The organism is Rhodococcus sp. P1Y (genome assembly GCF_003641205.1).
Classification (GTDB): Bacteria; Actinomycetota; Actinomycetes; order Mycobacteriales; family Mycobacteriaceae; genus Rhodococcoides.
Genome location: NZ_CP032762.1, coordinates 5,720,067 through 5,732,291, shown reverse-complemented (window position 1 = coordinate 5,732,291; position 12,225 = coordinate 5,720,067). Strand labels below are relative to the sequence as shown.

Genomic DNA, 12,225 nt, shown 5'->3' with positions numbered 1-12,225 from the left:
GAATGTTCTGTGCTCGGGCGGGTATCGGCATGTCGTCGATTGATCAGGAGCCACGAAATCACCCTTGACGCAACGGGATTCATGATTATGATTGGCCTTGATGTGACAGTCGTCACGACAATCTCGAGGAGCCCGCCATGTCGTCCCGTTCAGGTATCGAGAACACCCTCAGCCGCTACGCTCTCGGATACGACGATCATCATCCGGAGATGATCGAAGCATCGTTCACCAAGGACGCGGTCCTGACGATGAAGATCGCCGACGGCGACCTCATCGGGCCGTTCGACGGTCTCGACGCGATCATGGAATTGATGAACGGCTCTGCGCATTCGCAGTCGGATCAGCGACGCCATCTGACGACGAACATCCTCATCGACGATATCGATGCCACACATGCGAAAGTCGTTGCTTATCTTGTGATCATCTCGGTGGCCGAAGGAAAACTGACAGTACTGTCCAGCGGCAAGTACGAGGACGAGTTCACCGAGGTCGACGGAACCTGGTTGATCTCCAAGCGTCACATCGCACTCGACCTCCCGTACTGAAGGCGCAGATATGTTGAATCAGGGACTCATCCCGGCCAAGTGGGCCGCGCTGACGCCGAACCGCCAGGCTGTGTTCGACGTGCCGAACGATCGGCGCATCACGTTCTCGGAGCTCGACGAGCGTGTTCGCAGGCTAGCCAACGGATTACGAGACCTGGGCCTGGAAAAGGGCGATCGTGTCGCCGTCCTGACACGCAATAGCGTCGAGTTCCAGGAGCTGTACTTCGCTGCTGGACAAGCGGGACTGGTTCTGCAGCCGCTCAATTGGCGCCTAGGGATCAAGCAGCTCATCGGACTGATCGCCGATGCTGCGCCGAAGGTGATCATCACCGCGGCCGAGTGGTCCGAGACCAAGCTCGAGCTGCAACGTTCGGTGAATGTCGATAATTGGCTCGAGTTCGGCGCCGACTCCGATGGTTCCTACGACGAGCTCCTGGCACGCTCGAGCGCGGCCGAACCCATCTGGACACCGTCGATCGGCGGAGACGACCCGTTCTTCATCCTCTACACGGGCGGAACCACCGGCGAATCCAAAGGTGCGATCCACACCCATACCAGCGCGGCAAACGGGATGCTCAATCAGACTGTGGCCGAACGTGTCGTACCTACCGACGTGTACATGCTCACCGGTCAGATGTACCACATTCCTGTAGTTCTCTCGATGAACTACATGAAGCACGGTTGTCCGGTGGTGCTGGTCAACTTCGAAGCGCAGCAGGCACTAGAGATCATCGAGTCCGAGAAGGTCTCCGCTTTCCTCGGCATCACCACGATGCTCAACTGGATGATGGCCGTCCCGAATTTCGCTTCGTACGACCTGTCCAGCCTTCGCAACATTCAGTACGGCGGCGGGCCGATGCCGTCGACCATCGTGCGTGCGGCGCTCGAATCCTTCCCGTGCACGCTGATCCAGGGTTACGGGCAGACCGAGGGTACGACGATGTCCTTCCTGTCCCAGGAGGATCACCTCGCCGCGGTCAAGGGTCACGACGTGCACCGTCTGAAGTCCTGCGGCCGCGAAGGTTTCGTCACCACCATTCGAATCGTCGACGCATTCGGTGAAGAAGTCCCACGTGACGGCAAGACCCCAGGCGAGATCGTCGTTCGGTCGGAGTCGAACATGATCGGCTACCTGAACCGCCCGGAATTGACCAAGGACACGCTGCGTGACGGCTGGATGTGGACCGGTGACATCGCGACGTGGGACGAAGACCGGTACATCTACATCGTCGACCGAGCCAAGGACATGATCATCTCCGGCGGAGAGAACATCTTCAGCGTGCAGGTCGAGGAAGCCATCGGCGCACACCCGTCGGTACTCGAATGCGCTGTCATCGGTGTTCCCGACGACGAATGGGGTGAGGCCGTCAAAGCTGTCGTCGTACTCAAACCAGGGACGACGGCCACCGAACAGGACATCATCGACGTTGCGAAGAAGAACCTGGCGTCGTACCAGAAGCCGCGGTCGGTCGACTTCGTCTCGGCCCTGCCCAAGGCACCCACCGGCAAGATCATGAAACGTGATCTGCGGTCGCCCTACTGGGAGGCGACGGGCCGCAGCGTATGACCGAGGACGAACTCACAGCCCTCGTCGGAACACGAATGCCCGGCGGCAGCAGGACGTTGGAGAAGTGGTGGGTCACCCTGGTGCTCGACGCCATGGAGTGCTCACCGGAGGACGGAGCCTCGCATCCGACGTTCGTGTTTCTCGTTGCCACCGGGTCGATGGGGTGGACGTGGAACGAACTGTTCGACGTCTTCCATGCGACCGAAGCAGATGGTCCGATGTTCGGCGAAACGAATACAACTGTTCACACCCCGTTGCAGACGGGGGAGACCTACACGGTCCGTGGCGAGATCGTCTCGGCTGCGCGCAAAACGGGCAAAAAGACGGGCGTGTTCGACATCGTCGGCTATCGCTTGGACGTGCTCGACGCACAGGCCGAGCTCGTCGCGTCCACCACCAACTCCATCGTCTTCCCGCGTCGAGGGGAGGCCGCGTGAATATCGAAGTGGGCCAATCCCTTCCTGCTCGCATCATCGAGAGCGTTGACCCGGAGAAGATGAAGCTTCTGTCGGCATTGATGCGGGACCCCAACCCGATCCATTTCGATCGCGTGGCCGTCGCGCAACTCGGCATGGGTGACAAGACAGTCAACCAAGGTCCGAGCAACATGGCGTACGTGTTGTCGATGCTCGGCCAGTGGGCCGGTGGATCCGATCGCATCACCCATTACCGATTCCGTTTCCTGGGCAACGTGTTCGAGGGTGACCGGCTGGAGGCGTTGGGAGTCGTGACGGCAGTGACCGAGAAGATCGATCGGCTCGAAGTCGAGTGTTCGCTTTCCTTGACCGTCATGGGCGGCGCCGAGGTCCTCACCGGTGCAGGAACCGTTCTACTACCGAAGGAGCATGCATGACCGGAAGGCTCGAAGGCAAAGTAGCATTCATCACCGGTGCAGCGCGCGGCCAAGGTCGCTCGCATGCAGTCAGATTGGCGCAGGAAGGCGCCGATATCATCGCCGTCGACATCTGCGAGAACATCGATACGGTCACCCCGTTCTACCCTCTCGCCACCGAGGAAGAACTGGCCGAGACGGCTGCGCAGGTCGAGGCCCTCGATCGCCGTATCGTCGCTCGGCGAGCCGACGTCCGCGACCTCGATCAGTTGCAGGCAGTGTTCGACGAGGGTGTCGCAGAGTTGGGTCGTGTCGACATCGTCGTCGCCAATGCAGGTATCGCGACCTATGGGCTGTCGTGGGAGCTGACGTCGGAGCAGTGGAAGGACATGATCGACGTCAACCTCACCGGTGTCTTCCACACCGCAAAGGTTGCGATCCCTGCTCTGATCGAGGCGGGCAACGGTGGTTCCATCGTGTTCACCAGTTCGATCGGTGGGTTGAAAGGCATTCAGCACGTCGCCCATTACGTTGCCGCGAAGCACGGGATCGTCGGATTGATGCGGACGATGGCCAACGAGCTCGGTCAGTACAAGATCCGCGTCAACACTGTGCATCCCACCAACGTCGACACCATCATGATCCAGAACCCAGGGACCTATTCGATGTTCGCACCGGGAGATCCGGAGCCCACGCAGGACAAGGCAATGGCGGGGTTCATGTCCCTGAACACGTTGCCGGTGCCCTGGATCGATCCCGTCGACATCAGCAATGCCGTGCTCTATCTCTCCAGTGACGAAGGCCGATATGTCACCGGTGTCACCCTGCCCGTGGATGCGGGCGCTTACGTGAAATGAAAGGACCATCATGACGACAACTCTGGTCGATCAGGACCTCGCGCACCGTGCGCAGACGACGTTGACCGCCTATGCCTGGGCAGCCGATTCCGGAGATCTCGATACATTGCGCGATCTCGCACTGGAGGACATAGCCGTCACGCAGACGACCCAGGAGAAGCGCGGGTTGGAGAACTTCCTCGACATCTACCGTGCGTTCGCGGCGTCCGAGACGGAGGTGTCACGCCACGTCGTCACCAACATGCTGGTGACACGCGAGGACGACGGCGTCCGCATCGAGGCGTACTTCGAGGCGACCTTGTTCAACCCCGACAGCACGTCCCGGATCTTCGGTCGTTACTCCGATTCTCTGGTCGAAGTAGACGGTGATCTGAAGATCAAGCACAAGAGAATCTACGTCGACCGCGTCATGGCACTGCCGACAGCGACCGCAGCGTTCGTGCCCTACGGATCCTCCGACTCGTGAGCCGGGTGGGAATCGACGACAACGAGAACCTCTCGTCGGTGCGCGCATCGATGGAAGGGCGCTCGGAGTTGATCGCAACCCAGACCGAGTGCACGTTCGCGTTCACTACCGAAGCAGGCTGGCCCGCGGGCGTCGTCATGAGCTACCTGTTCACCAGAGACAGGTTCTGGTTGACGGCGGCCGCAAGCCGGGCGCACGTTCGCGGGGCGGTGCGCGATCCCCGCGTGAGTCTGGTGATCTCCAATGCGGGCACGTCGCTGCCGGGCCGTCGAATGGTCTCGATTCGAGGCAAGGCCACTGTGCACGACGACGCTTCGGTGAAGACGTGGTTCTACCCCGAATTCTCGCGACATCTCGCACCGGGGGATCCCGACGCATTCGCGCGACTGCTGGACAGCCCGGAACGTGTCGTTCTCGAAGTCGAGCCTGTTCGGATCGCCGTCAGCCACGATTCGACGAAGATGCCCGGTGACGGGCGAGGTGGTCAGCTGCGATAGGTATTCCAGGTGGGCGCGGACTCGGGATAGTCAGCTTCGGCGTACCGAGTTTGCGGCCATCTGATCCGCTTGTTCGTCCGGAAACTCGCGCTCATGGCTTCGAATGGCACCGCGTACATGAAGGTGACCTCGCGGTGCTGGAACCGCCACCTGCCGTCGAAGGCGTAGTGGTCCGCATAGCGAAAAGCCGTCATCATCAGCGTATCTCGTACCGCGAGTTCGGCATGCCCGGTCATTCGTCCGGTTGCCGAGGTCCTGCTTTCGACGGTGATCAGGTGGATCTCCGGAGTGTGCAGCATGGTGGTGTAGCGGTCCATGCTGCCGACGTAGAACTCACGCAGCTCAGCATGGCCGCGCAGCGTGGCGCCGGCCACGGTGAATGTGGCATCGGGCGTGTACATCCCGAGGACCGCGTCGATGTCGTGGTCGTCCACCGCCATCGAATACGTGCCTGCCAGGTCGCGGATCGAATCCTTGGCAATGAGAATGTCGAGCGGTTTCATGTGTTCCTTAAACGGCTCCGCCCGTGCGTGCGTAGTTACGTCCCGACGTAACTACGCACGCACGGGCGCGAAGCGCCTCAAGCCTCAAATCCCTCCATCTGGGGCGGGGTGAGGGGCGAGATGACGCGGGAGGCTATTTTCCACCCGTCGTCGGTGTGTACGTAGGTGTCCTCGTTCAGCGCAATGGCTTTGAACGCCGCACCACCGTTGGTGTGGCCCTCGGAGAACACGTAGTTGGTGCCATGCGCGGTGGTCTCGGAATCGAAGTGCACGATGTGATTGGTGATGATGTGAAACTGATCCTTCACCTGCTCGGCATCGCGCTCGAAGAAGTCGAGGATCGCCTCGTGCCCCTCGTACTTCGCCAGACCCACCGGTGTCGCATCCCAGACGGCATCGACGGCGAACGCACTCAGCGCGAGCTTGGGATCGAACTTGTCCAATCCCAACGCGTAGGTGTGTGTTGCAGAAATGATTTCGCTGACACTCATTCGAGTCTCCTACTCGTCGTACATGATGACGCCGCGGATGTTCTTGCCGTCGCGCATGTCCTGGATGGCCTCGTTGATCTGTTCGAGCTTGTAGGTCTTGGTGACCAGCTCGTCCAGCATGAATTCGCCGCGGCGGTACATGTCGGCGATCAACGGGATGTCGCGGCGGGCCGTCGTGGTCCCGTAAAGCGTGCCCTGCAGGCGCTTTCCGGACATCGCGAATGTGAACAGGTCGAACGGCACATCGCGCTGGGTGACGGGTGCCGCCGACGTAAGGACCAGCGTGCCGCCACGTCGCGTCATCTCCTGCGCCGGGTTGAGCAGATGACCGTAGGCGATGTCGACGGTGATGAGCACCTTGTCGGCGCCCTGGCCGTTCGACAGAGAATCTACGAGTTCCTTGGCCTGATCGAGGTTTTCGACGGTATGGGTTGCGCCGAAGAGCTTCGCCTGGTCACGCTTGTACTCGACGGGGTCGACGGCGACGATGTTCTTCGCGCCCTTGTGGCGGGCTCCCTGGACTGCGTTCATGCCGACGCCGCCGGTGCCGATGACGACGACGGTCTCACCGAGAGCAACCTCGGCCGCGTAGACGGAGGATCCCCAGCCGGTGGGTACGCCGCAGCCGATGAGGGCTGCCTTGTCGAGCGGGATGTCCTTGCCGATCTTGACGCACGAGTCGATATTGGCGACGACGTACGGCGAGAACGTACCGAGGAACGAGAAGGGGCCGACGCCCTGGCCACGAGCGTGGACGCGATGGGTGCCGTCGGGTGCGAAGCCGGCGAGCACACCTGCGCCCATCTCGCACATGTTCGAGCGCCCGACAGTGCACATCTGACAATGCCCACACGACGGAAGGAACGACAGCACGACGTGGTCACCGACCTCGAAACCAGTGACGTCGGGACCGAGCTCCTCGATGACCCCTGCACCCTCGTGACCACCGATGATGGGTGCCCAATCGAGCGGGATGTCGCCGGTGTCGACGTGGTCGTCGCTGTGGCAGATTCCCGACGCCGCGAGCTTGATGCGCACTTCACGGCTCTTGGGCGGATCGATCTCGATCTCTTCCACACTCCAGCCCGAGCGCGTGCCGGGCTCCCAGATCAAGGCTCCGATGGTTTTCACTGCTGCTCCTTCGATGAGACCGAACATGCTGTCCACGTGCGATGTTGAATTGATGCGCACGTTTACATGTGACTCCAGTCACCATAACCATGATAATGATTAGTGTAAAGGTCGGGATGTTAGAAAGTGAGTACAGAAAGAGGTGCCGTAGATGGTCGACCATCCGACTAGCCAGACCTTCACACTTGCCTACGGAGACTGCGATGCCATCGGCATCTCGTACTTCGCGATGAACTACCCCTGGATGGAACGCACTTACAGCGTGTGGCTGCATTCCCACGGACTGGACAGTCACACGATGTTGGATGCCATCGGGGTCGGCACCGTCGGATTCGGTTCCGAATGCTCTTATCTCACGTCGTGCCGCGTATTCGACGAGATCACCTGCGGGATGGAACTCGATCACCTCGGAACCACCTCCTACATCGTCGGATTTCCGTTCACGCGCGGGGACGATCGCGTCGCGTACGGCAAGATCAAGTACGCCGTACGAGGCCCCGACGGACTCAAAGCTCCGATTCCCGACCCTCTGCGCGACGCGCTGTCCTCTCTCGACCGTCCGTGACGGCGCACACCGAGATCGATATTCAGGTTCTCGCCCGCCGGCGCCGGATGTTGGGCGCCGCAACAGCAGCTACGTTTGCCGCACTCGTCGTCGGATCGAACGTGCCTGGTCCGTTGCTCCCGATGTACGCGGACCGAATGGCACTCTCGACGTTCACTGTGTCTGCTCTGTTCGCAACGTATCTCGTGGCATTGGTGGTGACGTTCACCGTGATGGCACGTACGCATCTCACTCGCTATGCGTGGTTGTTGTTGCCGGTCTCCGTGGTGGGCGGCGTCGTCGCCGATATCGCGCTGATGATGGGCGGCGATTCCGTCGTCGCACTCTTCGTCGGCAGGTATCTGACCGGCACGTGCGTCGGGGTGGCCACGGGTGCGGCTGCGACCATCGCCGTGGCGGCCCGTGGTGAGAAGGGGCGGACCATCGCGGCGTCGGGAGCGATCTTCGGATCGTTCGTCGGTCTGATCCTCGGAGCTGCTGTGGCCGAATATCTTCCGGGACCGACCACGACTGTCTACCTGATTCATATGGGCCTGCTCGTGACGGTCCTGGCAGTTCTCGTGATCGCTCTCTATCGTGCGCGGGGGATTCTGCGCGCTGCTCTCGTCGAACCGGAATCCGTCGATGCTGAGGCGAGCAACACCGACCGCGACGCCCGCGCTCGCGCCGCGGGCTACGGTATCGGGCTCGCGGGCTGGGCGATCGGCGGCATCGCCGTCGGGATTCTGCCGACTGCTGTGCGCGAGCAGACCGGTAGCTCGTCGCTGATCGTCGGCGCCCTCGCCCCGGTGGTGTTGCTGTCGATCGCGTGGATTTCGCCGTTTGTCTTTGCATCTCTACGGACGGCGCTGCGGCCGATTCAGTCGCTGGTTCTCATCGCTTCCGGGGCCGTTCTGTGTTCGGCAGGGGTGGTGGCGTCGAACCTGGTGCTCGTTCTGGCCGGCTGCGTGTGCTGGGGACTCGGGCAGGGGTTCGCCTACGCGTGCGGGCTCCGGATATTGACGCGCGGAGCCACTGCCGTCGAGCAGGGGCGCGTCGCGTCACGATTCGCCTCGTTCTGTTACGGACTGACTGCAGTGCTCGCTCTTGTCACCGGCGCGGTGTCTACTGCGTGGGGAAGTGCGACGGGGATGGCAACGGCAGGAGTGGTTTTCGTGGTGCTGTGCTCTGCGGTCGCACTACTCGGTCACGGTCGCTGGGAGGCCGCCGTCGAGCCGCTAGGTCCAGAACTGCTCCAGCCAGGCGGCGTCACCCGAGTGCAGTGACTCCGGCCAGTCCGCAGGACGTCGATCTCCATAGGCGCGCATGCTGTTCGGGTCACCGAGTCCGTTCGAGTACTCACTCGTAGGCAGGTAGTACATGTAGGACATCAGTCGATCCTGAATTCTCCAGGTGGCGTCGACGCGACGGTAGACATCGCGGTATCGCAGTGCCGTTACCATCGGGACGCCGTTGCGCACCAACTCGGCATGTCCGACGGCAATCCCGATGGCGAGGTCGGCATCGCCGTCGTCGAATCGGATCACGTGCCCGTGCGTGACGTGGTTCGTCGGTCCGAGCGCGTCGAATCTGGCCTGGAAGACGTCGACGATGGTGTCGATGCCCGACGCCGAGAACACCCCGTCTGCGGACCGCATGGTCGCGTCGGCGGTGAACAGAGCTCTGATTCCGGTGGTGTTGCGCTCGTCCATGACCAGGCAGTAGAGAATCGGGAGTTCACCAATGGCCGTGCGTGATTCGATTCGATCGAGGCGTGCTTCGACGTCGGAGGTGAGCATCTCGGGGATCTTCTTCCGATTCCGGTATTTCCTGGACAGGACGCGACGGGACAGCCCATCATGAACTGAATCAGTATATGCGCATGATTACCAGGAAATGGGTGAAACGATGAACAGGTTTGCTGTCCCCGCGTTGGCCGCGGTCGCGATACTCGGCGTCGCCGGATGTAGCGGCGGAAGTGGGGGAGGCAGCACCGCTTCGGGTGAAATGCCGTCGGAAATCACGCTCTTCTCCGTCACCGACAAGACAGGGACGTTGTCCTACGCGGGATCCAACCAGCTCAAGGGAATCGAGCTGGCGATCGGCGAGATCAACGATCAGAAGTATTTGGGCGAGTCGACGGTGAAGCTGGAGAGCCGCGATACCGCGGGCGAGGCGCAGACCGCCGCAAGTCAGGTCACGGAGGCGACCGTCAATCCCGACGTCGCCGCGATTCTCGGCACAGTCACCAGCGCGCAGTCGATCGCCATCGCGCCACTTGCGCAGGCGGCCAAGGTTCCCATCGTGTTCACCCAATCCGGCAGTGAAGGCACGCTCGTCGGTGAATACACCTACCGTGCAACGGCTCCCATGGCTACCTACTACGACCAGGCGGGTGAGTATCTCCAGCAGGAGGGCGTGAAGACCCTCGGCATTCTGTACAACAGCGCCAACCCGACCTTGACGCAGCTGTCGGAGGAGACGATTCCGGAGATGGCCGAGCAGTTCGGGTACACCGTGGCATCGACATCTTCGGTGCAGAACACGACCCAGGACTTCACCGCGCCGATCGCCAAGATCCTCGCCGACAACCCGGACGGGATCGCGATCATGATGAACGGAGCCCAGAACGCCACTGCCGTATCGCAGCTGCGTCAAGCAGGCTACGACGGAACTCTCGTCACCCACACTGGTTCCGGTGCAGGCAATCTCACGCCCGCGGGCCCGGCGGGTGCAGGCATGACCTGGCCCACCGACTTCACCTACCACGGGACGAATCCCGGAACGCAGGAGTTCGTCGCGGCATACCGCGCCAAGTACGACGGCGAGAACCCGAACAACTACGCCGCCGAGGGTTATGACGCTGCGTGGATGATCGCCCACGCCATCGAGAAGTCCGGAGGTGCGTCGCGCGAGGACATCCAGAACGGTCTGCAGCAGGTCGTGGCAGAAGGCTTCACCGGCGCCGAAGGCGACGTCACCTTCGAGGGCAACGACATGCGAGTCAAGGGTGCAGTCGTGCAGTGGAACGGCACCGAGGAAGTCCTTCTGTCCGAAAAGTAGCCGCCTACTGCGGGTCCGGAAAGACGGCCTTCCTCTTCTGGAGGAAGGCCGTCGCACCCTCGATCATGTCGGGGCTCCCCACTGCCTGGTTGAGCATGCCGAGCCCCGTGGAGAAAGAGTCGCGTGCCGCGTTCCACCACACGTTGGAGCTGACCTTCGTGATCTCGAGGTACCGAGGACTCAGAGCGGAGATCTCGTCGCACCACCCCTGCACCGTCTCCTCCAGCTTGTCGTCGTCCACGACCTCGTTGATCAGGCCGAGATCCAACGCCTGCTGCGCGGAATACCGTCGGCACAGCATCGCCATCTCCTTGGCGCGCTTTTCGCCGATCTGCACACCCATGACGTTGGTGGCTCCGGTGACCGGGGAGCTTCCGACGCGAGGACCGGTTTGTCCGAACGTCGCAGAGCGGGCGGCGACAGCCAGATCGCACGCGACGATCAGCTCGTTCCCGCCGCCGGCGGCGGCGCCGTTGACGGCTGCGATCACCGGCCGCGGGCAATTGCGGATGGAGTCGAACAGGCGCAGCGAACCTCGATACAACTTGCGCATCTCCTTGGGTGTCGGCTCGCTGAGCTTGGCCAACGACCCGCCCGCGCAAAAGCTGCCGCCTGATCCTGTGATGACGACCGAGCGATAGCCCGACGCGTCGTCGAGGGCGTCGGCGATCGCGGCCGACATCTCAGGATCGAACGCATTACGACGCTCAGGCCTGTTGAGGCGAATCCAGAGGGTGGCCGGTGTACTTTCGATGATTACGTCAGGCATGGCGTTCCTGTTCTTCGGCGTGGGGGGTTGAAGGATTTGTACAGCGGGGAACTGCGGTTTCGTGGTCCACGGCCAGCTCGGGCTTTATTGTTATAATCAATCGCCTTGATTTACGGGGCGTCCGCGGACAGCGTTCGGTCCGCGCGAAGCTGGGAGGACACACTCATGACCGTGACCAATCGCGCTCCGAAGGCGGCGATGGTGATCGCGCAACAGATCATTCGCGACACGCTGCGTCAGGGCCTCGTTGTCGGCAATCTTCTTCCGCCCGAGAAGGCGATGCTCGAGAAGTATCAGATCGGTCGTGGAACGCTGCGTGAGGCGCTTCGTCTGCTCGAGTTTCAGGGAGTCATCGCGCTCAAGCCGGGGCCCAAAGGCGGCCCGGTTCTGCTCGACCCCGACGCCTCGCATCTGGCCAGCACGGTCATCCTGCTCATGCAACTCAAGAACGCGCCGTTCAAGGCTATCGCTGAAGCACGCGTGGCAATGGAACCGATGATCAGCAAATTGGCCGCCGAACGGATCTCCGACGACTCCCTCGTCCAACTCAACGGCACCATCGAAGCAATGCGTGATTCCCTCGACGACCAGTACATCTTCCTCGAGGCCAACAAGCAGTTCCACGACATCATCGCCTGGTCGTCGGGTAACCCGCTGTTCGGCTATCTTGTCGACTCGCTGCTCGGAATCATGGACGGCACGATCATCGGTATCGACTACCCGGCGCCTCGTCGCGCCGCGATTCTGACAGCTCATCAATCGATCTACGACTCTCTCCTTGCGCACGACCCAGGCCTCTCACAGGACCGGATGGCGCAGCACATCAACGAATACGTTCGCTACGCCGAGCGGAAGTTCCCGGATGTCATGGGCTCGGTCATTCAGTGGGATCGGGCTCTCTAGCTTTTTGGTACGCGCTCCGCGGCGCTTTTGGTTGGGCGCTCCGCGCCAGTGGCGTGG

General features: G+C 61.7%; 16 protein-coding genes. 11 read left to right on the top strand and 5 right to left on the bottom strand.

The genetic code is table 11. The annotated features are described in order from the left end of the window. The first annotated feature begins 137 nt into the window (after positions 1–137). The 7 genes from D8W71_RS26605 to D8W71_RS26575 are packed head-to-tail and all read left to right on the top strand — an operon-like array spanning position 138 to position 4,764. Positions 138–545 carry a nuclear transport factor 2 family protein gene (locus tag D8W71_RS26605; RefSeq protein ID WP_020110873.1) on the top strand — a complete coding sequence of 136 codons (408 nt, stop codon included), beginning with the start codon at positions 138–140 and terminating at the stop codon, positions 543–545. Between the two features lie 10 nt (positions 546–555). After that, positions 556–2,112, top strand: coding sequence for a class I adenylate-forming enzyme family protein (locus tag D8W71_RS26600; protein WP_121118100.1), 1,557 nt, complete (start codon positions 556–558; stop codon positions 2,110–2,112). Beyond that, a complete protein-coding gene (locus D8W71_RS26595) occupies positions 2,109–2,549 on the top strand; it encodes a MaoC family dehydratase N-terminal domain-containing protein (protein WP_121118098.1) in 441 nt (146 codons plus the stop codon). Before D8W71_RS26600 ends, D8W71_RS26595 begins: the two co-directional genes overlap by 4 nt. Continuing rightward, the gene (locus D8W71_RS26590) at positions 2,546–2,965 is read left to right on the top strand and encodes a MaoC family dehydratase (protein ID WP_121118096.1); all 420 of its coding nucleotides are present in this window, start codon (positions 2,546–2,548) and stop codon (positions 2,963–2,965) included. The genes D8W71_RS26595 and D8W71_RS26590 overlap by 4 nt, the downstream gene beginning before the upstream one ends. Continuing rightward, positions 2,962–3,801: a mycofactocin-coupled SDR family oxidoreductase gene (locus tag D8W71_RS26585; RefSeq protein WP_121118093.1), complete on the top strand. Its 840-nt coding sequence runs from the start codon at positions 2,962–2,964 to the stop codon at positions 3,799–3,801. The genes D8W71_RS26590 and D8W71_RS26585 overlap by 4 nt, the downstream gene beginning before the upstream one ends. Positions 3,802–3,811: 10 nt before the next feature. Next, positions 3,812–4,267, top strand: coding sequence for a nuclear transport factor 2 family protein (locus tag D8W71_RS26580; RefSeq protein ID WP_121118091.1), 456 nt, complete (start codon positions 3,812–3,814; stop codon positions 4,265–4,267). Beyond that, positions 4,264–4,764: a pyridoxamine 5'-phosphate oxidase family protein gene (locus D8W71_RS26575; protein ID WP_121118089.1), complete on the top strand. Its 501-nt coding sequence runs from the start codon at positions 4,264–4,266 to the stop codon at positions 4,762–4,764. The genes D8W71_RS26580 and D8W71_RS26575 overlap by 4 nt, the downstream gene beginning before the upstream one ends. On the opposite strand, the gene D8W71_RS26570 is transcribed toward D8W71_RS26575, so the two are convergent. The 3 genes from D8W71_RS26570 to D8W71_RS26560 all read right to left on the bottom strand — a co-directional run bounded on the left by D8W71_RS26570 (position 4,752) and on the right by D8W71_RS26560 (position 6,889). Continuing rightward, positions 4,752–5,267: a nuclear transport factor 2 family protein gene (locus D8W71_RS26570; protein ID WP_121118087.1), complete on the bottom strand. Its 516-nt coding sequence runs from the start codon at positions 5,265–5,267 to the stop codon at positions 4,752–4,754. The two genes, D8W71_RS26575 and D8W71_RS26570, sit on opposite strands and share 13 nt — an antisense overlap. A 77-nt stretch (positions 5,268–5,344) precedes the next feature. Next, the gene (locus tag D8W71_RS26565; protein WP_121118085.1) at positions 5,345–5,758 is read right to left on the bottom strand and encodes a nuclear transport factor 2 family protein; all 414 of its coding nucleotides are present in this window, start codon (positions 5,756–5,758) and stop codon (positions 5,345–5,347) included. Between the two features lie 9 nt (positions 5,759–5,767). Further along, positions 5,768–6,889 (bottom strand): NDMA-dependent alcohol dehydrogenase, encoded by a 1,122-nt coding sequence (locus tag D8W71_RS26560; protein WP_121119974.1) that lies wholly within the window; start codon positions 6,887–6,889, stop codon positions 5,768–5,770. Between the two features lie 151 nt (positions 6,890–7,040). Here D8W71_RS26560 and D8W71_RS26555 point away from each other — a divergent pair, with 151 nt between their 5' ends. Both D8W71_RS26555 and D8W71_RS26550 read left to right on the top strand, forming a co-directional pair. Then, positions 7,041–7,454 (top strand): acyl-CoA thioesterase, encoded by a 414-nt coding sequence (locus tag D8W71_RS26555; RefSeq protein ID WP_121118083.1) that lies wholly within the window; start codon positions 7,041–7,043, stop codon positions 7,452–7,454. Then, on the top strand, positions 7,451–8,719 hold the full coding sequence (locus tag D8W71_RS26550; RefSeq protein ID WP_236077624.1) for an MFS transporter: 1,269 nt from the start codon (positions 7,451–7,453) through the stop codon (positions 8,717–8,719). The genes D8W71_RS26555 and D8W71_RS26550 overlap by 4 nt, the downstream gene beginning before the upstream one ends. Here D8W71_RS26550 and D8W71_RS26545 read toward each other — a convergent pair. Beyond that, the gene (locus D8W71_RS26545; RefSeq protein ID WP_121118081.1) at positions 8,672–9,232 is read right to left on the bottom strand and encodes a nuclear transport factor 2 family protein; all 561 of its coding nucleotides are present in this window, start codon (positions 9,230–9,232) and stop codon (positions 8,672–8,674) included. The two genes, D8W71_RS26550 and D8W71_RS26545, sit on opposite strands and share 48 nt — an antisense overlap. Positions 9,233–9,341: 109 nt before the next feature. On the opposite strand from D8W71_RS26545, the gene D8W71_RS26540 reads away from it, so the two are divergent. Beyond that, entirely contained in the window at positions 9,342–10,496 is a 1,155-nt protein-coding gene (locus tag D8W71_RS26540) for an ABC transporter substrate-binding protein (protein WP_201265205.1), read from the top strand. A 4-nt stretch (positions 10,497–10,500) separates the two neighbouring features. Here the strand turns inward: D8W71_RS26540 and D8W71_RS26535 are convergent, their stop codons facing one another. Then, positions 10,501–11,265, bottom strand: coding sequence for an enoyl-CoA hydratase/isomerase family protein (locus tag D8W71_RS26535; protein ID WP_121118079.1), 765 nt, complete (start codon positions 11,263–11,265; stop codon positions 10,501–10,503). 165 nt (positions 11,266–11,430) lie between these two features. Here D8W71_RS26535 and D8W71_RS26530 point away from each other — a divergent pair, with 165 nt between their 5' ends. Next, positions 11,431–12,168: a FadR/GntR family transcriptional regulator gene (locus D8W71_RS26530; protein WP_121118078.1), complete on the top strand. Its 738-nt coding sequence runs from the start codon at positions 11,431–11,433 to the stop codon at positions 12,166–12,168. The last annotated feature ends 57 nt before the right edge of the window (positions 12,169–12,225 follow it).

Excerpts from the sequence above, each read along its gene's own strand:
- D8W71_RS26580 (WP_121118091.1), top strand. The coding sequence starts at position 3,812 with ATGACGACAACTCTGGTCGATCAGGACCTCGCGCACCGTGCGCAGACG.
- D8W71_RS26530 (WP_121118078.1), top strand. The coding sequence starts at position 11,431 with ATGACCGTGACCAATCGCGCTCCGAAGGCGGCGATGGTGATCGCGCAA.
- D8W71_RS26585 (WP_121118093.1), top strand. The coding sequence starts at position 2,962 with ATGACCGGAAGGCTCGAAGGCAAAGTAGCATTCATCACCGGTGCAGCG.
- D8W71_RS26545 (WP_121118081.1), bottom strand. The coding sequence starts at position 9,232 with ATGCTCACCTCCGACGTCGAAGCACGCCTCGATCGAATCGAATCACGC.
- D8W71_RS26555 (WP_121118083.1), top strand. The coding sequence starts at position 7,041 with ATGGTCGACCATCCGACTAGCCAGACCTTCACACTTGCCTACGGAGAC.
- D8W71_RS26565 (WP_121118085.1), bottom strand. The coding sequence starts at position 5,758 with ATGAGTGTCAGCGAAATCATTTCTGCAACACACACCTACGCGTTGGGA.
- D8W71_RS26570 (WP_121118087.1), bottom strand. The coding sequence starts at position 5,267 with ATGAAACCGCTCGACATTCTCATTGCCAAGGATTCGATCCGCGACCTG.
- D8W71_RS26540 (WP_201265205.1), top strand. The coding sequence starts at position 9,342 with ATGAACAGGTTTGCTGTCCCCGCGTTGGCCGCGGTCGCGATACTCGGC.
- D8W71_RS26535 (WP_121118079.1), bottom strand. The coding sequence starts at position 11,265 with ATGCCTGACGTAATCATCGAAAGTACACCGGCCACCCTCTGGATTCGC.
- D8W71_RS26605 (WP_020110873.1), top strand. The coding sequence starts at position 138 with ATGTCGTCCCGTTCAGGTATCGAGAACACCCTCAGCCGCTACGCTCTC.
- D8W71_RS26600 (WP_121118100.1), top strand. The coding sequence starts at position 556 with ATGTTGAATCAGGGACTCATCCCGGCCAAGTGGGCCGCGCTGACGCCG.
- D8W71_RS26595 (WP_121118098.1), top strand. The coding sequence starts at position 2,109 with ATGACCGAGGACGAACTCACAGCCCTCGTCGGAACACGAATGCCCGGC.